At 37.1% G+C, this 19,668-nt stretch carries 16 protein-coding genes; 8 read left to right on the top strand and 8 right to left on the bottom strand.

The features are described from left to right. Positions 1-24: 24 nt before the first annotated feature. The 3 genes from C8J95_RS12515 to C8J95_RS12505 form a co-directional block, all read right to left on the bottom strand. Positions 25-1,392, bottom strand: a complete 1,368-nt coding sequence (locus C8J95_RS12515; protein ID WP_107808634.1) for an MFS transporter — start codon at positions 1,390-1,392, stop codon at positions 25-27. 17 nt (positions 1,393-1,409) lie between these two features. Beyond that, positions 1,410-2,240 carry a 5-dehydro-4-deoxy-D-glucuronate isomerase gene (gene kduI, locus C8J95_RS12510; RefSeq protein ID WP_107808633.1) on the bottom strand — a complete coding sequence of 277 codons (831 nt, stop codon included), beginning with the start codon at positions 2,238-2,240 and terminating at the stop codon, positions 1,410-1,412. A gap of 118 nt (positions 2,241-2,358) precedes the next feature. Continuing rightward, on the bottom strand, positions 2,359-3,123 hold the full coding sequence (locus C8J95_RS12505) for an SDR family NAD(P)-dependent oxidoreductase (RefSeq protein ID WP_107808632.1): 765 nt from the start codon (positions 3,121-3,123) through the stop codon (positions 2,359-2,361). Positions 3,124-3,318: 195 nt separating this feature from the next. On the opposite strand from C8J95_RS12505, the gene C8J95_RS12500 reads away from it, so the two are divergent. Continuing rightward, positions 3,319-3,795 carry an N-acetyltransferase gene (locus C8J95_RS12500; RefSeq protein ID WP_255412799.1) on the top strand — a complete coding sequence of 159 codons (477 nt, stop codon included), beginning with the start codon at positions 3,319-3,321 and terminating at the stop codon, positions 3,793-3,795. A gap of 110 nt (positions 3,796-3,905) precedes the next feature. Continuing rightward, positions 3,906-4,382: a GNAT family N-acetyltransferase gene (locus C8J95_RS12495; protein ID WP_107808630.1), complete on the top strand. Its 477-nt coding sequence runs from the start codon at positions 3,906-3,908 to the stop codon at positions 4,380-4,382. Here the strand turns inward: C8J95_RS12495 and mtaB are convergent. Next, positions 4,379-5,725 (bottom strand): tRNA (N(6)-L-threonylcarbamoyladenosine(37)-C(2))-methylthiotransferase MtaB, encoded by a 1,347-nt coding sequence (mtaB, locus tag C8J95_RS12490; protein WP_059322630.1) that lies wholly within the window; start codon positions 5,723-5,725, stop codon positions 4,379-4,381. The genes C8J95_RS12495 and mtaB overlap by 4 nt on opposite strands. A 328-nt stretch (positions 5,726-6,053) precedes the next feature. Between mtaB and C8J95_RS12485 the strand changes: the two genes are divergently transcribed. Genes C8J95_RS12485 through C8J95_RS12475 form a run of 3 tightly spaced genes read left to right on the top strand, consistent with a single transcriptional unit; the run spans position 6,054 to position 9,333 of the window. Beyond that, on the top strand, positions 6,054-7,094 hold the full coding sequence (locus C8J95_RS12485) for a UDP-glucose--hexose-1-phosphate uridylyltransferase (RefSeq protein ID WP_107808629.1): 1,041 nt from the start codon (positions 6,054-6,056) through the stop codon (positions 7,092-7,094). A gap of 2 nt (positions 7,095-7,096) precedes the next feature. After that, entirely contained in the window at positions 7,097-8,257 is a 1,161-nt protein-coding gene (galK, locus tag C8J95_RS12480; protein WP_107808628.1) for a galactokinase, read from the top strand. A 14-nt stretch (positions 8,258-8,271) separates the two neighbouring features. After that, positions 8,272-9,333, top strand: coding sequence for an aldose epimerase family protein (locus tag C8J95_RS12475; RefSeq protein WP_107808627.1), 1,062 nt, complete (start codon positions 8,272-8,274; stop codon positions 9,331-9,333). 149 nt (positions 9,334-9,482) lie between these two features. Here C8J95_RS12475 and C8J95_RS12470 read toward each other — a convergent pair whose 3' ends face one another. After that, positions 9,483-10,265 (bottom strand): hypothetical protein, encoded by a 783-nt coding sequence (locus tag C8J95_RS12470; RefSeq protein ID WP_107808626.1) that lies wholly within the window; start codon positions 10,263-10,265, stop codon positions 9,483-9,485. 127 nt (positions 10,266-10,392) lie between these two features. Here C8J95_RS12470 and glgP point away from each other — a divergent pair, with 127 nt between their 5' ends. Then, positions 10,393-12,045 carry an alpha-glucan family phosphorylase gene (gene glgP, locus C8J95_RS12465; RefSeq protein ID WP_107808625.1) on the top strand — a complete coding sequence of 551 codons (1,653 nt, stop codon included), beginning with the start codon at positions 10,393-10,395 and terminating at the stop codon, positions 12,043-12,045. 111 nt (positions 12,046-12,156) lie between these two features. On the opposite strand, the gene C8J95_RS12460 is transcribed toward glgP, so the two are convergent. Next, complete coding sequence (locus tag C8J95_RS12460) at positions 12,157-14,355, bottom strand: glutamine synthetase III (protein ID WP_107808624.1); 2,199 nt, start codon at positions 14,353-14,355, stop codon at positions 12,157-12,159. Between the two features lie 101 nt (positions 14,356-14,456). After that, positions 14,457-15,728, bottom strand: a complete 1,272-nt coding sequence (locus C8J95_RS12455) for a Y-family DNA polymerase (RefSeq protein WP_107808623.1) — start codon at positions 15,726-15,728, stop codon at positions 14,457-14,459. A gap of 249 nt (positions 15,729-15,977) precedes the next feature. Here C8J95_RS12455 and C8J95_RS12450 point away from each other — a divergent pair, with 249 nt between their 5' ends. Next, positions 15,978-16,409, top strand: a complete 432-nt coding sequence (locus C8J95_RS12450) for a hypothetical protein (RefSeq protein ID WP_107808622.1) — start codon at positions 15,978-15,980, stop codon at positions 16,407-16,409. Between the two features lie 131 nt (positions 16,410-16,540). Here the strand turns inward: C8J95_RS12450 and C8J95_RS12445 are convergent, their stop codons facing one another. Continuing rightward, on the bottom strand, positions 16,541-18,322 hold the full coding sequence (locus C8J95_RS12445) for a DUF4091 domain-containing protein (protein ID WP_107808621.1): 1,782 nt from the start codon (positions 18,320-18,322) through the stop codon (positions 16,541-16,543). 188 nt (positions 18,323-18,510) lie between these two features. Here C8J95_RS12445 and C8J95_RS12440 point away from each other — a divergent pair, with 188 nt between their 5' ends. Then, the gene (locus C8J95_RS12440) at positions 18,511-19,647 is read left to right on the top strand and encodes an acyltransferase (protein ID WP_107808620.1); all 1,137 of its coding nucleotides are present in this window, start codon (positions 18,511-18,513) and stop codon (positions 19,645-19,647) included. Positions 19,648-19,668: the final 21 nt, after the last annotated feature.

Here is a 19,668-nt window from a genome sequence, read left to right as displayed (position 1 = left end):
TGTGGTTATATATTATATTCTTTTCTATAAATCCGTAATAGGTTTGTATTTAGGAACAAGAAGTTTCATAATGCTCCAGGCCAGAATATAAGCAATAGCACAGTAAGTGAACATAATAGTATATCCAGTTTCTATACTGCCTTGTTTTTCGTAAAAATCAAATAGAGGACCTCCGATTTTTGAGATAATTACACCGCCAATTCCGCCTGCCATTCCACCAATACCAGTAACAGAAGCTACTGTTTTTCTTGGAAACATATCGGACACTGTAGTGAAGATATTGGCGCTCCACGCCTGATGTGCAGAAGCACCGAGGCCAATAAGGATTACCGGAACCCAATAGCCAAATGATCCTAAAGGTTGTGCAGCCAAAACAATTAAAGGACACAGAGCTATAAATAGCATTGCACGCATTCTTCCGTCATATGCCTGATAACCCTTCTTGATAAAATACATTGGAAACCATCCCCCGGATATACTACCTACCATTGTCATACTATACAATACAAAAAGAGGGAGAGCAAGTTCTTTTCCACTCAGATGGTATTGTCCTTCCAGATATTTAGGCAGCCAGAATAAGAAAAACCACCATACACCATCGGTAAGAAATTTTCCTGTAGCAAATGCCCAGGTTTGTTTATACTGCAAAAGTCTGAACCAGGGAACTTTTTTAGCAGCCTCAGGATTTTCACTTTGATCCACACTCTGGTCTACATCACTACGGATATAAGCCAGTTCTTCAGGAGATAGCTTCTTCTGCTTTTCCGGTGTTTCATATAACATAAACCAGAAAATAAGCCATAGAAAACCTATGCCTCCGATAATCATAAATGTAGATTCCCATCCATATTTTTCTGAGAGAACAGGTACTGTAAGTGGCGCTAAAATAGCACCGATATTACTTCCGGAATTAAAGATCCCTGTAGCTAAAGCACGTTCCTTTTTAGGGAAATACTCTGCTGTCGTTTTTATTGCCGCAGGAAAATTTCCGGATTCTCCAATCCCGAGTACGCCTCGTGCAATAACAAATCCTAGTATAGATACAGGAACACTTGCCAGACCAATCCAGCCCATCACAGAATTGGCAGCATTGCCAATATCTATGGCATGAGCATGCATCATGGCACCAAGGCTCCATATAATAATAGCAATTGCAAACCCCCATTTTGTCCCTAGTTTATCAATAAACCTTCCCGCAAAGAGCAAGGATATGGCATATACAAACTGGAAGACTGCTGTAATATTTCCGTAGTCGCTATTGGTCCATCCAAACTGATGGGTGAGCTCCGGAGCGAGAAGGCTGAGAACCTGGCGATCTAAATAATTAATTGTTGTAGCAAAGAATAAAAGACCACAAATTGTCCATCTATATTTTCCGATACTTTTTTCCATAATCTAAACGCTTATGGTTATAAAAGTACATCTAAGGGGGCTGGATCCATATCATCATATCGTTTATTTTCGCCACCCATGCCCCAAATAAATCCGTAATTGGAAGTACCGGCACCAAAGTGTACACTCCATGATGGTGAAATAACAGCCTCGTGATTTTTCATAATGATGTGGCGGGTTTCTGTAGTTTCGCCCATCATGTGAAATAATCTCTGATCTGTATTCAGGTCAAAATAAAAATAGATCTCAGTTCTGCGGGTGTGGGTATGTGCCGGAATAGAATTCCATACACTGCCTTCTTCCAGAACAGTAAGTCCCATTACGAGTTGGCAGCTTTGGATACCCGCCTCGTGTATGTATTTGTAAATTGTTCTTCTGTTAGATGTTTTACCATCCCCCAGTATTACAGGAGCAGCCTGTTCTTTCGTATATTTTGTTGTAGGATACTCCTTGTGTGCAGGAGCCGATAATAAATAATAGGTAGCAGGGTCTGCAGGATTGTCACTGGAAAAAGTAACTTTTTGTGCTCCTTTTCCTACGTACAGACAATCTAATTTCTCCAGTGTATACTTTTCGCCATCTACTTCTACTGAACCTTTTCCACCTACGTTAATGATCCCTAATTCTCTTCTCTGAAGAAAGTAATCTGCTTTTAGTTCTTCATGAGTTTTCAGTTCTGTCGTTTGTTGTACAGGCTTGGTTCCACCTATAATAAGTCTGTCGTAGTGTGAATATGTAAGGCTGATGTTGTCCTCTGTCATAAGGTTTTCTACCAGGAATTCCCGGCGTAAAGATGCAGTATCCATCGTTTTGACCTCGCGGGGACTGCTCTCAAATCTAATTTGCATGGTTGTAATGTTTTTATAGTTATTAGTTTTTATCGTAGTTACCAAGAATATTGTACTGATTACATAGTATCTCAATACATATTCCTGACTCTATTGCACAGCTGATTATAGAAAGAACTTAACGTCCCATCCATCCGCCGTCAACAGTAAGAATTGTACCGTCAACATAATCACTGGCTGAAGATGAAAGAAAGACTGCAGGACCTGCAAAATCTTCAGGAGTACCCCATCTGCTTGCAGGTATTCTGTCCAGAATAGCTTTGCTGCGCTCCTCATCGTTACGTAAAGCTTCCGTATTATCTGTGGCAATATAACCTGGTGCAATGCCGTTTACGTTTACACCTTTAGAAGACCATTCGTTGGACAAAGCCTTGACTAAACTGGCTAGAGCTCCTTTACTGGCGGCATAGCCTGGAACATTAATCCCACCCTGAAAACTAAGTAAAGAACAAGTAAATATAATTTTACCTTTTCCTTGATCGATCATTTTTTTACCTATTTCACGAGCCAGGATAAACGGTGTATCCAGATTGATATTGATTACAGAATCCCAGTATTCGTCAGGATGTTCGGCAGCAGGTTTTCTAAGAATGGTTCCGGCATTGTTGATGAGAATATCTATGCGGGGATGGTTGGAGTTGAGCTTCTGAATAAATTCATAGACATTATCCCTGTTTTCAGCATCCATTTTATAAAAATGGAAACTCCTTCCCAGTTTTTTTACCTCTTGCTCTATCTCAGAATCGGCTTCTATACTACGGGATGCAATAATAATATCAGCACCTGCCTGAGCAAGGCCTATAGCCATTCCGCGGCCAATACCTTTATTGCCTCCTGTGACCAGAGCAGTTTTACCGCTAAGGTCAAATAATTTGTTCGTCATGGTTGGTTTTAGTTTTTCCAAATATATAAATTAATTACGAAGTATGAACGACTAAATATAACCCCTATTAATTATTCATTATAATGTGATAAAAAGATAAATGTATATCGTCATAATAGATATTTTTAACAATTTGTTAAAATATAAAATGGATTATTAGTCTAAATTTGAGACTAAAATCTGATGACAATTAATATGGTTAAAATTCTTGAATACCAGACAGAACATTTTGCAGACCTTACCTCTTATACATTACCCGAAGAACAAGCTATGTTTTCCAGAATACCGGCAGAAGTACTAAATAATCCTAGGATAGATGATGAAACAGATCGGTTTTACTATACAATTATGTATAATGATAAAGCTGTAGGATTTTTTCTTCTGGAGTTTGCGCATGACAGATGGTACAAGCCCCAGGATGACACTGCCGCATTGTTAAGGTCACTTACTCTAAATCCGGAATTTCAGGGAAAGGGAATTGCTAAGGAAATGATGATGCAGCTTCCGGATCTGATAAGAAAACAGTTTCCTGATGTCAAAGAAATTGCTTTTGGTGTAAATTTTAAAAATACATCAGCTTATCAAATGTACCTGAAAGCAGGATATCAGGATTCAGGTGAAAGTTTTGACGGACCTAAGGGGCCACAACATATTATGGTGAAGGAATTATAACCTCAAAGTTTTATCCTATTAGATTGCTTATATATCCTGAAATACCGAATAATTTGAAGAAGTTTGAATTCTGGTTTTTGGGAATATCGTAAATTCGTTTAAAATATACCATGACAGAAATTGTTCCTTATAATAATGAGCATTATGAAGCGCTCACATCCTATGTGTTAGATGAAATGCAATCTCAGTTTTCGCGAGTGCCCAGAGAAATTCTGGACAATCCTGAAATAATGGAGAATAAGAGACGCTTTCAGTACACTATCTTACATGAAAATAATGTGGCCGGTTTTTTCTCCCTCGATTTTTCTTCAGATCTTCAGGATTACTCGGATAATGCTAATGCAGTATTGCTCCGTGCTTTGTCTATGAATCCGGAATTTCAGGGAAAAGGAATCGCTAAGTCAGCAATGATTATGCTTCCTGACTTTGTAAAACAACATTTTCCTGAGGTTGAAAAAATTGTATTTGGTGTAAATGCAACAAATGAAAATGCCTACAAACTCTATCTGAAAACAGGTTATCTGGATTCAGGAGAAATTTATGAAGGAAAAAGAGGACCGCAGTATATAATGGTAAAGGAGCTTTAGGCCTTTGCCAGAAATGCATCAAAGGCAGCCAGAATACTTACTGTTCCGTCAGCTTCTATTTTGTCCAATTTTACCAATTCGATTTCGTTAATGCTCAATGCATCAAAAGGTTTCTGAACACGAACATAGTTCTCTGTGTAGCCATACATCAAACCATCTTTGTTTTCATGTTCCCAAAGCACAGGTAATGTTTTACCAAGTTGCGTTTGATAGAAAGCCATTTTCTTTTTTTCAGAAAGTATACGAAGCATTTTGTTTCGTTTCTTTCTTTCACCAACAGGAACAACGCCTTGCATAGCCGTAGCTTCGGTGTTTTCTCTTTCAGAATAAGTGAAGACATGCAGATAAGAAATAGGAAGTTCATTCAGGAACTGATAGGTTTTCATGAATTCCTCCTCAGTCTCTCCAGGAAATCCTACAATAACATCAACTCCAATACATGCATCAGGCATTACCTCACGGATTTTAGAAACTCTGTTTCTGTAAAGCTGTGTAAGATAACGGCGCTTCATTTTTTTCAGAACTTCATCACTACCGGACTGAAGCGGAATATGAAAATGTGGTACAAAACTTTTACTCTCTGATACCAGATCAATAGTTTCGTCTTTCAGTAAGTTTGGCTCGATAGAAGAAATTCTGATTCTTTCGATTCCATTTACCTGGTTAAGTTCTTTTACCAGATCAAGGAAAGTGTGTTCGTGTCTTTTGTTCCCGAATTCACCTTTGCCATAATCCCCAATATTAACACCGGTTAGTACAATTTCTTTGATATCCTGACCTGCAATTTCTTGGGCGTTTTTAATAACATTTTCTACAGTATCCGAACGGGAAATACCTCTTGCTAAAGGAATAGTACAATAGGTACATTTGTAATCACATCCGTCCTGAACTTTAAGGAATGCACGGGTTCTGTCACCTATGGAGTAGGAGCCAATAAAGAAGTCCGCTTCCTCAATTTCACAAGAATGTATTTCTGCAAGATCTTCAGACTTCTCTAAATCGTTCAGGTAGCTAAGGATGTTAAACTTTTCTTTTGCTCCCAATACAAGATCTACACCTTCAATTCCTGAGATTTCTTCAGGTTTTAGTTGGGCATAACATCCAATAATAACAACAAGACCATCAGGATTAGCTTTTAAAGCTCTTTTTACAATCAGTTTGCATTCTTTATCTGCATTTTCGGTAACCGAACATGTATTGATCACAAAAACATTTGCCGCATCATCAAACGAGACCTTCTTATAGCCTGCATCTGTTAATTGACGGGCAATAGTAGAAGTTTCTGCGAAGTTGAGCTTGCATCCTAATGTGTGAAATGCAACTGATTTTAGACCTGATTCCATAATTAAAAACGAGAATGCAAATTTACGAAATAATTATAAAATTATACCGGGGCGCTTTTATACTTTAATGGACATACAAATTGCTTTATCACATACAAAAGAGATATGCAGCTAAATAGCTGGGTATTATTTATTATCTATGATTGATATTTATACCTCAAATTCATTGATAAGCCTCATGTTTATTGCTAGTTAAAAGCTCTGTATTCTAATATGTGTCTTGTTATTTTTTCTGTAAACTATTTAGAATATATAATTTTACCTTTTGTGGTTAACTTAAATTCGCTTTAATTAATTTATTACATTTGTTAAAACTATTAACCAAAACATGAACTTTGACTCTAACGTCCCGCATACCCGTGTCAACATACTAACGGGTGAAAAAGTATTAGTGTCGCCGCATCGTAATAAAAGACCCTGGCAGGGGCAAACTGAGGCGATATCTTCTGAACGGAGAAATGAATATGAACCGGAATGCTATCTGTGTCCGGGGAATAAAAGATCTGACGGTACTATTAATCCCGATTATTCAGATCATTTTTCATTTGTCAACGATTTTTCTGCTTTACTAAAGGATACTCCCGATCATCAGTCAGATGAAGAAGGACTTTTTCTGACCGAGAATATTAAAGGAATCTGCAAGGTACTTGCATTTACCCCAAGACATGATCTTACTCTTGCTACGATGGATGAAGCTTCTATTGAATCTGTTGTAGACTTGTGGCAAAAAGAGTTTGAAGAACTTCAGTCAAACGATTGGATTAAATACATCCAGATTTTTGAAAATAAAGGAGCTGTTATGGGATGCAGTAATCCACATCCACATGGACAGATTTGGGCCCAGAATACGATACCTGTTGAGCTGGAAAAAGAGTCTGTACAGCAGAAGAAATATTTTGAAAAACATCAGAATACATTATTAAAAGCCTATCTGGAAGCTGAACTAAAAAAACAGGAACGGATTATTTATGAAAACGACTCTTTTGTTGTTTTGGTTCCGTTTTGGGCAGCATGGCCTTTCGAAACAATGATTATAAGCAAACGTGCTGTGCAGAATATATCAGAGTTTAGTGAATCAGAAAAAAAAGACCTGGCAAAGGCTCTTAAAGTTTTAACGGTAAAGTACGATAATCTGTTCAAAACTTCTTTTCCATATTCAGCGGGAATTCATCAGGCGCCTGTTAATTCCGGAGACTTCCCGGAATGGCACTGGCATATGCATTTTTATCCGCCATTATTAAGATCAGCTACGGTAAAAAAATTTATGGTGGGCTACGAAATGCTGGCCAATCCACAGCGTGATATTACGCCAGAGCAGGCAGCTCAGCAATTAAGAGAACAATCTTTAACACATTATTTATCTGTTTAAACATGACAACAATTTCAAAACAATATATAACGGAGAAATTTGAAGAAGTATTTGGCCAGGAACCAGATGTTGTTTCAAAATCTCCCGGAAGAATTAATATTATAGGAGAACATACGGATTACAATGATGGATTTGTTCTTCCTGCAGCAATTGATAAATACAGTTATATTGCTATAGGGCATCGTAATGATGATGAAATTCATTTGTATTCTCAGTTATTTAATGAAAAACTGAGCTTTAAACTATCAGAGATTAAGGCATTAGAAAATTCCTGGGCCAATTATATTTTGGGTGTGGTGTATCATATTCAGAAAAATGGACATCAGCTAAAAGGTTTTAATATGCTGATTGATGGAGACGTTCCTTTAGGAGCGGGTGTTTCATCATCTGCTTCTTTGGAAAGTGCTGTGGCAGTAGCTCTGGATAAGATATTCGATCTAGGTTTGTCTAAATGGGATATGACTAAAATTGCACAAACTGCAGAACATACCTTTGCCGGCGTAAAATGTGGGATTATGGATCAGTTTGCTTCTGTTTTCAGTAAAGAAAATAAGGTGGCAAAGTTAGACTGCAGAAGTCTGGAATTTGAATACTTTCCTTTAGAGCTTGGTGACTATACTTTGCTTTTGCTTAATACCAATGTGAAGCACTCTTTGGCTTCTTCGGCTTATAATGAGAGAAGAGAAGCTTGTGAAAAAGCTGTGGAGATTATCAGTAAGGATTTTCATGATGTAAAATCATTGCGTGATGTAAATAGCCAGATGCTTCGGGAATATTTATATTCTGATTATCCGGAACTTTATGTTAAGGCAAGTTATGTTCACGACGAGAATCAGAGGGTAGAAGAGGTGTGTAAAGCTTTGGAAAAAGGAGATCTGGCAACAGTGGGTTTGTTCCTGTATGCATCTCATGAAGGTTTGAGCGAACACTATGAAGTGAGTTGTGAAGAATTAGATTTTCTGGTGGACGAAGTAAGACAATATCCGGAAGTATTGGGTGCAAGAATGATGGGCGGCGGATTTGGTGGTTGTACACTGAATCTGATAAAGAAAAGCTTTGTACCGGAACTTATTGCTAAACTAAAACCAGCTTATGAGGCTAAGTTTAATCTGGAATTAACTCCTATAGAAGTTGTACCTTCTGAAGGAGGACATGTTCTTTAAAATTTGCAATATTAATGAATCAAAGACCTGAATCACGGAAATTCCAAAAGGAAAAAGACGGGAAGAGTATAGACCTATTCCAGCTTAAAAATAAAAATAATACAGAAGTTTTTCTAACCAATTACGGCGCCAGAATTGTAAGCTTTTTGTTTAAAGACAAGAATGACAATCTTGTAGATGTCAATCTTGGACATGCAAGTATAGATGAGTACTTGGAGCCTAAAGGCAATTTTTACGGATGTGTGATCGGTAGAGTGTGTAACAGGATTGGTGGAGCTGAGTTTACACTAAATGGTAAAGATTATCAGCTAAATCCCAATATCCCAAATAATCTTCTGCACGGTGGAGAAAATGGTTTTCATACAAAGGTTTTCGATGTGGAAAGTACAGGAGATAACTTTGTGAGAATGTCTTATTATTCGAAAGATGGTGAAGAAGGTTTCCCAGGTAATGTAAAAGTAAAGGTTGCCTATACTCTGAATGAAGAAGATGCTTTGGAAATTTTATTCGAAGCCGAATCTGATGAAGAATCACCTTTTAATATTACCAATCATGCCTTCTTTAATCTCAACGGAGAAGGGAGTGGTGATATGTTAGGACATCAGCTTCAGATTTTTGCAGAAAAATATTTACCGGTAACAGAAAATGTAGTTCCAAATGGGATACTGGAACCTGTGGAAAATACACCATTTGATTTCAGGAATGTAAAAACTATCGGTCAGGACATTAACGCAGAGAACCATCAGGTCATTTTGGGCAGTGGTTTCGATCATACTTATGTACTGAAAGAAACATTTGATTCGGAGTTGCTGCATGCTGCAAAAGCAACCGGAGATCTTACAGGAATTGTTTTGGATGTGTATACGGATCAGCCAGGAGTACATTTATACACCGGGAATTTTATGGATGAAACACATACTTTAAAGTCTGGTAAAACAGATGGAAGAAGGGAAGCCTTTTGCTTGGAAACGCAACATTTTCCGGACGCTGTTCACCATGATCATTTTCCTTCAATTATCCTGAAACCGGGAGAAAAGTTTACTTCCACAACAGTATTCAAATTATCCAATAAATAATACTGCATCTTATCGATTTTACACCTTATAGGTTTCCAAAACCTATAAGGTATGTATATTAAAATAAAGCCTTGCCAAGGTTCTGAACCTTGGCAAGGCTTATTAGCGTTAAATAGCCTAAGGAGTTGAATCTTGACAAAGATTGTCAATTATTTAATATACATCATCTGGCTGTATAAATTCTCAATATGCAGAATTCGGCTAAAAGGACTTTTGATAGAGGAAAGCGATTTGTTATGATTGATGTAGCTATAGCGGGAGGCTAGGTTGTTCATGTTGGAAACCAGAACCAGCCAGCATTCATCTACATCCTTTTTATAGATTCGGAATTTTTTATTTTTTTTATAAATGGCCTGTGCTATTTTTTCAGAATTCAGTTCGTCAAACAATGACAGGTTGTAATCTAAAACAAGAAGAACACCTTTATTATAGGGTGTTCTTCTTATTTTTTGTACGTATTTAGACTTCTTATTGTCGGTAATACAGCTGATAATTTCCTGTTCTACCATTTCTGGTTTTTTATGGAAATCATTATCATGTTCATTTAAGCTTAGATAATAGATTCCGGAAAAATTTTGTTGAGTTTTTTCTAAATATTTTTCAATATTCCGGAAGATTTTAGAGATCTGAGTTTCTTTTTTCTTGAGTTCAAAATGATTAATAATTTCTGAAACTTCTAAGCCTATTTTTTTTTCCTTGTATTTTATAATAAAGTCGGGGCTTTCGCAGATTAAGTTTTCAATTTCAATTTCCGGAAAGTGGTGGAAAAGGGAAGTGATGAGCAGTAATTCCAGCTTTTTCTGGTATTCCTCTCTTTCAGACAGACGAGCCCTCTCAATCTGCTGGTACCAAAGGTTGAGGTTGTTTTGGTTAATGTTCTGGCTGTTTACACACAGTTCCAGACTTTTTTGTAAATCCTGAAACGAAATCATAGCTGGCTGAATTTCAATTCTCTACTGATATAAAGCTAAACATTTTTTTTCATATAAAGGGCTATGTGTCAAAATTTAAGATTAAATTCATATTGTATATTTGTAAACAGAATAATGAAAAAAAAATATGGATTTTAGAAATTTTGCTATTCCTTTTGAAATCAATCCTGAATATAAAAAACGCGTAGCTTACTTTTCCATGGAGTTTGCAGTAGATCAGCCCCTGAAGATTTATAGTGGCGGATTAGGCTTCTTAGCCGGATCGCATATGAGAAGTGCTTATACACTGAAACAAGACTTAGTAGGTATTGGAATTCTATGGAAATACGGATATTATGATCAGGCCAGAAATCAGGATCAGACGCTTAATGTAACCTGGACAGAGAAGAGTTATAATTTTCTTCAGGATACCGGAATAAAATTCCAGATAGATATCCACAGTGCCCCGGTTTGGGTAAAAGTATGGTATCTGGCTCCGGAAACTTTTGAAACAGCTCCTATTTTCCTTTTATCTACAGATATTCCGGAGAACGATTATATATCACAAACCATTACACATAGACTGTATGATGCCAATCAGGCAACTAAAGTGGCTCAGTATATCTTATTAGGAAAAGGTGGTGCGAAGCTTCTGGATGAGATGAATCTTGGGAGGGATATCTATCACCTGAATGAAGCGCATGGATTACCAGCAGCCTTCTATCTGCTGCAGAAGTACAAAGATCTGAATGAAGTAAAGAAGAAGTTGGTATTTACGACACATACACCTGAAGAAGCGGGGAATGAGAAACATGATTTCCATTTGTGTTATAATATGTCTTATTTCTCAGGAATCAACGAAGAGGAAGTACGCAGAGTCTCCAGAACGGATGGTGAAGTATTTAACCACTCTCTGTGTGCCTTGAGAATGGCACATATAGCGAATGGAGTTTCTAAGTTGCATGGTGAAGTTTCCCGTGAGATGTGGGGTAAATATTCAGGAATCTGTGATATTAAATCCATTACCAATGCTCAGGATTATAATTTTTGGGCAGATGAGAAGCTTTATGCCGCAAAGGATGGTGGGAATGCTGCAGAATTTGATGAACGTAAGAAAATAATGAAGTACAGAGGCTTCAAAATTGTATCCGACCAGACCGGAAATATATTCAATCCCAACGTTTTTACAATGGTATGGGCAAGACGTTTTGCAGGATACAAAAGAGCTGACTTGTTACTGGAAGATCAGGAACGTTTCCGCAGACTGATGGAAAATACACAATATCCGATTCAGATTATCTGGGCTGGAAAGCCTTATCCGTTGGATTATCCGGCTGTTTCTACCTTCAATCGACTGGTGGAAGAAAGTAAGAAATATAAAAATATGGCAGTGCTTACTGGTTACGAGATCTATCTGAGTAAGTCATTAAAGAGAATGTCTGATGTATGGCTGAATAATCCACGTGTGCCACGTGAAGCATCTGGTACCAGTGGTATGACGGCTGCAATGAACGGATCAGTAAACTTTTCTACAGATGATGGCTGGGTTCCTGAGTTTGCAAAACCCGGAGAAAACTCGTTTGTAGTTCCTAAAGCCGATTATAACAATATGAGTACTTACGATCAGGATATGTATGATCTGAATAAGCTCTATGATCTGCTGGAAAATGAAATCCTGCCAAAGTATTATGATCGTCCGGATGAATGGCGGAAAATTGTTCAGCAAGGGATGGAAGATGTACGTTATGCCTTTGCAAGTGACCGTATGGCAGACGAATATTACAAGGAAATGTATAACTAAGATACCACTATAAATTGCTAAAACCTGTAGGGGTACGAAAATAATTAATATAAACAAAAAACAGACTGCCAGCAGCAGTCTGTTTCCTCTATATAGATGTTAATTGGTGTATTAACGGGTGAACAAAAGTTCTCTGTATTTAGTTAATGGCCAAAGTTCATCATCAACCATCATTTCTAATGAATCAGAAGCTTCTCTGATAATTTCGAATAAAGGTTTTACTTTGTTGCAGTATGCTTCTGCCTGCTTATGGCTATCTTTTGTGTTCTTAGCTTTCTCTTTTTCTGTTAATAAGTTGTCTACACCAATTTTGATGTTAGAAACATTTGCAGAAATCTGAGTAATAAGACTGATTTGCTCTTTTGCTAAATTCTGGAATTCTTTGTCACCAAATATTTCCTTTAATCCTTTAACGTTCTCAATTAATCTGTTCTGATAATTAAGTGCAGCAGGGATAATGTGGTTTCTTGCAATATCAGCCAATACTCTCGCTTCAATATCGATAACTGTAGAGTATTTTTCGAATTTAATTTCGTTTCTTGCTTCAAATTCTCTGTGAGAGAAGATGCCTAACTCTTCATAAAGATCCGCAAATTTCTTATCCATTTCTTGTTTAAGAGCCTCAGGAGTAGTCTTTAAGTTATTAAGACCTCTCTTTTTTGCTTCTTTAGCCCAGTCATCGGAATAACCGTCACCTTCGAAAAGGATGTTTTTCAATTGCTTGATATATTCTCTAAGAACGTTGAAGATTGCTTCATCCTTCTTCAGTCCTTTTTCAATTAAAGCATCTACTTCTGCTTTGAATACTTTTAGCTGCTTAGCAGCGATAGCATTCATTACAGTCATTGGCTCTGCACAGTTTGCAGAAGATCCTACAGCACGAATTTCAAATTTGTTTCCAGTGAAAGCAAATGGTGAAGTTCTGTTTCTGTCGGTGTTATCCAGAAGGATTTCAGGAATTTTTCCGACAACGTTTAGTTTTAATTCAGTTTTCTCTTCAGGAGATAATTTTCCATCAGTTACTTTTTCCAGTTCTTCAAGAACAGAGAATAGCTGGGTTCCGATAAATGCAGAGATAATAGCTGGAGGAGCTTCATTTGCACCTAGTCTGTGATCGTTGCTTGCAGAAGCAATACTTGCTCTTAATAAGTCTGCATAATCGTGAACAGCTTTCAGACTGTTTACAAAGAATGTAAGGAACTGTAAGTTTTTCTTAGGATTTTTACCCGGACTTAGAAGGTTTTCACCTGTATCCGTAGCAAGACTCCAGTTGTTGTGCTTTCCACTTCCGTTTACACCAGCGAATGGTTTTTCGTGGAACAAAATGTGGAAATGGTGCTTGTGTGCAACTCTTGCCATAACATCCATTAATAAAGAGTTGTGGTCAACAGCTACGTTTACTTCCTCGAACATTGGAGCAAGCTCAAACTGGTTAGGAGCAACCTCATTGTGACGTGTAGTTACAGGAATCCCCAGTTTCATACATTCAATTTCCAACTCTTTCATAAAGTTCATTACCCTTGTAGGGATAGAACCGAAATAATGGTCGTCTAGCTGTTGTCCTTTTGCCGGAGAGTGTCCTAAAAGAGTTTTTCCTGTTAGTACAAGGTCCGGACGGGAAATATATAAAGCTGAGTCTACAAGGAAATATTCCTGTTCCCAGCCTAGGGTAGGCATAACTTTCGTTACGTTTTTATCAAAATAAGCTTTACATACATCAGTTGCAGCTTCATCAACAGCACTTAGAGCTCTTAATAGAGGGGTTTTGTAATCTAACGTTTCTCCTGTATAGGAAATAAAGATAGAAGGAATACAAAGTGTAGTTCCCATAATAAATGCAGGAGATGTTGGATCCCATGCAGTATATCCTCTTGCCTCAAAAGTATTTCTGATTCCTCCGTTAGGGAAAGATGAAGCATCTGGTTCCTGTTGGATAAGCATTCCGCCATTGAAACGTTCGATAGCTCTGTCTCCTTCAATCGGAGTAAAGAATGAATCGTGTTTTTCGGCAGTAGAACCAGTTAATGGCTGAAACCAGTGTGTATAATGTGTAACACCTTTAGACATAGCCCAGTCTTTCATTGCAACAGCAACTTGATCTGCAATATGACGCTGTATCTGTGATCCTTTTTTTATAGCATCCATAATAGAGTTGAATGCTTCTTTGGTAAGATATTCTCTCATGGTGTATTCTGAGAATACATTAGAACAGAATAGTTCTGAAAGTTTTCCGGGAACTTCTACGAAATTGTCTTGTCTGTAATTTCTGAAAGGAAGTTCAGCTAAGGCTTTAAATCTTAATGTTGACATTGTTGTGTTGGTTAAGTGGTGCAAATTTAAATATTTTTTGAAATAAAATAGCAATACCCCTATTTTTTTTAGGGGTGTTGTGTGAAATTTAACATTTGTTCTTATTGGAACCTGTAATCAGCTTCGGGTAGAGTGTTGTTTTTTAAGAAATCTTCATAGTTGGCGGAAAGCTTCTTTCTACCATAATTACTTTTGAAATCCAGATTTCCAAGACGAATTTTATCCTTTCCGTAGCGGCGATTAAGCTTGTCCATAGCTTCCATAATATTTTTGTGCCTGTCGAAGTGGTCTTCTTCAAAAAGGCTTATGAGTCTTTCGTCTTCCGGAACAAAATCATTAATCCATACACCAGCTCTTTTGTAATGATAGCCTTCAATAAATATTTCGTCCAGAAGCTTTGCCGCAATTTTAGCAAGATCTATTGAGGAGCTTACAGGATTTTGGAAATGAAATGAAATAGCATTTTTATATTCCGGAAGATCTTTTCGGAATCGGTTGGTACCTACAAATACAGTAAGTGCTTTGCAGCAACTCTTTTGTTTGCGAAGTTTCTCACCTGCTGAAAAAGCAAATGAACAAATGCGTTCCTGTAATTCTTCTTTGGTAGTCACCATTTCCATAAAACTTCGGGTAACAGCAATAGATTTCTTGCCGGAAGTATTAGAGGTTTCCAATTGCGGGATACCTTTTAGTTCATTTACAAGGCGAATACCATTTATACCCATTTCCTTGCGTATCCATGGTTCCGGTTTGCCCAGAAGATCATAAGCTTTATAAATGCCGGCATCTTTCATACGGGCACCCAATCTGCGGCCAATTCCCCATACATCTTCTATATTCAGCCATTTAAGAGCTTTTTCTATATCTTCTGACTTTTCCAGAATAAAGAGTCCTTCAAATTTAGCCGGATTTTTCTTGGCAATTCTGTTGGCGATTTTAGCTAAAGTCTTGGTTGGAGCGATGCCTACACTTACAGGGATACCTTCAGTGTTCATTACATCCTGTTTTAGTTTTATACAGTGGTCTGCAATATTGATGTATTTAAAACCTGAAAGATTGAGGAAGGCCTCGTCTATGCTGTAAACTTCTACTTCAGGAGCATATTTCTTTATGATATCCATTACATGCTGGCTTCTGAAATTGTATAATTCGAACTTCGCAGAGAGGCTTACTACATTATTTTCCTGAAAGAATTTTTCATATTTAAAAGTTGGAGCACACATGGGTATGCCCAGTGCTTTTGCTTCCTCGCTTCTGGATATAACACAGCCATCGTTGTTGGAAAGTACCACAACAGGTTTGTCGATCAGATCGCTGTCCAGCGCCCGTTCGCAGCTTACAAAGAAATTGTTGCAGTCGACCAGAGCAAACATGAAAATTTTTGTGCAAGTTAACTCGAAAAAACAAAATAAAAATAAAGTTGTGGATAAAAACCGATAGGTATTCTGAATGAAAAATTGTCTTTTGATAAGGAATTTTTGTGTGATATAATTAATGCAATTCCTGAATGATAATCTGTACTGGATACTAAAAAATATTATTTGGGTACAGTATTGATCTTAATGATTAATTTGTAATTTTATAATTATAAATATCTATTCTTAATTACATAAATATATAATATGAAAAAAAGTTTTTTTGCTATTGCTGCTATTCTTTCATTTAGTTTTACGTTGCAAGCACAAATGCAACCTGAGCATATCTTTTCCGGAGATCTACAGTCGGGTACAAGTACTAAGCAGGAGGTTGATCGTTTTGCAGGAAAATATTCCAGCGAGGGAGAGAAAACAGGAGTTCTGGCTTTTGATATTTTACAAAAAGGAACTAATATAGAGGGAGTAGCTAATTACAGTACTTTTGGGAAAAAAGCAAAAAAGCTAACCTGGTCTGTTAATGGATATGTGAAAGGAGGTGTGGCGTATATCAAATTCAAAGACAAGAAAGGTTCTGTTGTAGCAGAAGGAAGGCTAAATGTAGACGGGGAAGATACTATTGTTTTTAAACAAACCACATCATACGGATTAATACCTCGTTATTCAGTATTACTTAGATAATTTAATCTGTTTTTTGTTCCTGGCTGCCCAAGAAATAAAAAAATTGAGTATAAAATTTTATAAACCGCAAAAGGCTCAAAAAAAGTTCTGTATTTTCAGAAAAGACATTTGAACCTTTTGCAGTTAGTAATTTACTTAGTTAACGATTTAGAGATCTTGTTCAGTAGCTCTTTAGCTGTATTCAGATCCTGATTCCAGCCATCATGCCGTTTGTCATTATTGAGTTTACTGATAGCTAAATCCAGTGCATTGAGATTTCCTGTATCTTTCTTTGCTTTTAAAAGCTTTTTTACAATCGATATTTTTTCATAATCCTGTATGCCTTCTAGTAATCGCTCGTAGCGGATAGATCCTCTGGCTTGTGGATACACAATATACGTGTCTCCGGCAGGCCATGTTCTAAATCTTGAGTCTACCAATGGATTTTCTACCCAGGAATTGAAAGCCCAACGCAATGCACCATTATATCCTGCAGCCATTGCATACCAACCCATATAGGTAGATTCTGCGGGGTCCGAGAATGTAAACTGGTTAGGGAAATTATTGCCACAATAAACATAGAAAGTTGTATTCAGTCCTCTGGAATTTCGATCTTTTAAATCCTGAGATGATAATGGATGTTGTACAGCTGTACTTACGTCTTTGCTATCAGGATAACGTTTGAAGGTTTGCTGATTGTCTGCATAAGAAACGCCCAAAGCGGGTGCTACTTTTTTTATAAGTGCAAAGGCTGCTCCCATTTCATTCTTGTCTCTTTCGTCCAAAGCTATATTGGTGATTTCCAGCCAGCCTTTTTTCTTTTGGTGCTTTACGAAATCTTTGAGAAAAGGTTCCCAAATTTTTACAAATTCGTCCGTACCCGGTTTGGCTATAACATCAACAAATTTACCTGTAGCAGCATCTTTATAATGGATTTCGTTATTCCACGGAACAATAGAGTAGCAGTTGATCATTTTTTTGACACCCAGATCCATCATGAAGGAAACCCATTTATCAAATACGGTATAATCATAAGACCAGCTTCCATTTTTTTCCTTTGTCCAGATAATCATATCTTCATAAGGGTCCTGGGTCTGAACATGCCATGGATCTTTATTTAGAGTAGTGGTGATTACTTTCTGACCCAAATTAGCCAACATCTGCATTTGTGGCTTTAGGGCTTTGAAGTGTTCATCGCTCCAGGCTGGTACATTGTTAACACGAGCTACAGCTGAAGGATGTTGCCATTGGTCAAGATGGAATGTCCATTTAGAAGGTTCCGGAAGAACCATGTCGATAACATCCAGGGATATGTCGAGTTTCTGTTGTTTTGTAGTAGGAGAAGTGATCTGTACGTTAGCATTATAAGTACCTTTTTCTACATTTTTTGGGATTGTTATTGTAATCCATACAGGTCTCGCTTCTTTTTTTCCTATACTAAATGATGTAAGGTCATCCAGCATATCCGGAGATAAAGATGCGCTGAAATCCTGGGGCTTTCTCCATCCACATCCGGGACCAAATTCATCTGTTATAACATAACGTTCGAATCTGGCATAGCCTGAAGGCGCTGTTTTCTTTCCGTTTTTAGAGGTGAAATCGGATACCTGTACTTTGATATCTGAAATAGGATCAGTTGTCCATAGTAATACCTGAGCAGATAAACGTTCTCCTCTCCATCCTTTTAAGGATATAGTATTGTTCTTTATCATGACAGGAGCCTGATCTTTACTGTAACGTTTATCAATACTCACAAAAGAACTGTGCAAACCAGAGGAAATACCTTTCCAGGTTTCTTCAGCATTCTTTGTTTTCATAGAGGCTTCTGTAAAGGTCTGGCCTTTGTTCCATTCTGTCTGTTGGGCAGGTGTCATATTGGAAAACCCTGCAAGAGCACTCAGACAAAAAAGTGCATACAATCTTATCTCATTCATAATTAATTAAATGATCATGGTTTAGTCGGATAAAATTATAGAAAACCGTCTTATATAACAAATTGTTTTATAGTTAATGTGAAACATGAGTTTTTTTACCGAATTGTAATTATAAACAATAAACTAGGATAGTAAATTGGTTTTTCTTCCTTATTTTAGTAGACTTAAAAACTAATTAATCCGAAAATATGAAAACTCAGACAGGACGAGTCTATATTCCCTGGATAGACTTGCTGCGCATTGTTGTGTGCTTTATGGTAATTATTTCACACAGTTGCGATGCTTTTGTCGGATCTTTTGATAACAGTTTCAGCTTTCATACCGGAGTTTTCTGGGGAAGCCTTGTAAGGCCATGTGTTCCGCTTTTTGCAATGATGTCCGGAATTCTCTTATTTCCCGTAACGACAGATTTGTCTACATTTTACAAAAAAAGAATCGGACGTATTGTAATTCCTTTAATCTTCTGGTCCGTTGTTTTGCCTTTGCTGTTCTTCCTGTATCTTAATTATATAAAGGCAAGTAACAGTGTGGTTATTGATCTTTCTAATTTTACATGGCAGGCTACACTAAAAAAGATAGGAACATCAGTTTTTAATTTTAATTATGACACAACACCCTTGTGGTATCTTTATATGCTAATAGGTGTTTATCTTTTTATTCCGATTATAGGAGTATGGCTAAATACTGCTTCAGCTAAAGATATTCGCATTTTTCTAGCCTTCTGGTGTGTTTCACTTATTGCGCCATATATCAAGATGGCTGCTCCTTTGCTGGGGTATACAGGTAATTATGATAATGCAGGTATTTGGGGCGTTTGCAATTGGAATGAATTTGGAACTTTTTACTACTTTTCCGGCTTTTTAGGTTATATTATTCTGGCTTATTATTTGGTAAAATATCCGCTGAACTGGACGTGGAGTAAAACACTTTCGGTTGCTGTACCTTTGTTTATTACAGGATTTGCAATCACTTTTGCAGGTTTTCTGATTACCCAAAAGTATTTTCCGGCTAATTATGCCAATCTGGAAATTGTATGGTACTTCTGCAATATTAATGTCGCAATGATGACGTTTGCGATGTTCATTGTTTTTCAAAAAATCAATATCAAAGAATCCAAAATGTTGAAAAATATATCATCGGCAACATTTGGTATTTTTCTTTGTCATTTTATCCTGGTACAGGCGTTTACAGATGTATTTCTTCATTTGGATTTTCTCCCTGCAACTGTCAAAATTTTGGGTATTGCCATTATAAGCTTTCTAACAAGTTATGGGGTGACAATATTGCTAGGCTCTAATAAAATAACAAGTCGTTTTGTGAAGTAATCGGACTCTTGAGTTAATCGT

It is taken from the genome of Elizabethkingia sp. YR214 (assembly GCF_003058195.1).
Taxonomy (GTDB): domain Bacteria; phylum Bacteroidota; class Bacteroidia; order Flavobacteriales; family Weeksellaceae; genus Elizabethkingia.
Note: the sequence above shows the minus strand (reverse complement) of the source record. Positions and strands in the feature narration are given on the sequence as shown.

Excerpts from the sequence above, each read along its gene's own strand:
- C8J95_RS12500 (WP_255412799.1), top strand. The coding sequence starts at position 3,319 with ATGGTTAAAATTCTTGAATACCAGACAGAACATTTTGCAGACCTTACC.
- C8J95_RS12485 (WP_107808629.1), top strand. The coding sequence starts at position 6,054 with ATGAACTTTGACTCTAACGTCCCGCATACCCGTGTCAACATACTAACG.
- kduI (WP_107808633.1), bottom strand. The coding sequence starts at position 2,240 with ATGCAAATTAGATTTGAGAGCAGTCCCCGCGAGGTCAAAACGATGGAT.
- C8J95_RS12460 (WP_107808624.1), bottom strand. The coding sequence starts at position 14,355 with ATGTCAACATTAAGATTTAAAGCCTTAGCTGAACTTCCTTTCAGAAAT.
- C8J95_RS12505 (WP_107808632.1), bottom strand. The coding sequence starts at position 3,123 with ATGACGAACAAATTATTTGACCTTAGCGGTAAAACTGCTCTGGTCACA.
- C8J95_RS12440 (WP_107808620.1), top strand. The coding sequence starts at position 18,511 with ATGAAAACTCAGACAGGACGAGTCTATATTCCCTGGATAGACTTGCTG.
- C8J95_RS12455 (WP_107808623.1), bottom strand. The coding sequence starts at position 15,728 with ATGTTTGCTCTGGTCGACTGCAACAATTTCTTTGTAAGCTGCGAACGG.
- C8J95_RS12445 (WP_107808621.1), bottom strand. The coding sequence starts at position 18,322 with ATGAATGAGATAAGATTGTATGCACTTTTTTGTCTGAGTGCTCTTGCA.
- C8J95_RS12515 (WP_107808634.1), bottom strand. The coding sequence starts at position 1,392 with ATGGAAAAAAGTATCGGAAAATATAGATGGACAATTTGTGGTCTTTTA.
- glgP (WP_107808625.1), top strand. The coding sequence starts at position 10,393 with ATGGATTTTAGAAATTTTGCTATTCCTTTTGAAATCAATCCTGAATAT.
- C8J95_RS12470 (WP_107808626.1), bottom strand. The coding sequence starts at position 10,265 with ATGATTTCGTTTCAGGATTTACAAAAAAGTCTGGAACTGTGTGTAAAC.
- mtaB (WP_059322630.1), bottom strand. The coding sequence starts at position 5,725 with ATGGAATCAGGTCTAAAATCAGTTGCATTTCACACATTAGGATGCAAG.
- C8J95_RS12475 (WP_107808627.1), top strand. The coding sequence starts at position 8,272 with ATGAATCAAAGACCTGAATCACGGAAATTCCAAAAGGAAAAAGACGGG.
- galK (WP_107808628.1), top strand. The coding sequence starts at position 7,097 with ATGACAACAATTTCAAAACAATATATAACGGAGAAATTTGAAGAAGTA.
- C8J95_RS12495 (WP_107808630.1), top strand. The coding sequence starts at position 3,906 with ATGACAGAAATTGTTCCTTATAATAATGAGCATTATGAAGCGCTCACA.
- C8J95_RS12450 (WP_107808622.1), top strand. The coding sequence starts at position 15,978 with ATGAAAAAAAGTTTTTTTGCTATTGCTGCTATTCTTTCATTTAGTTTT.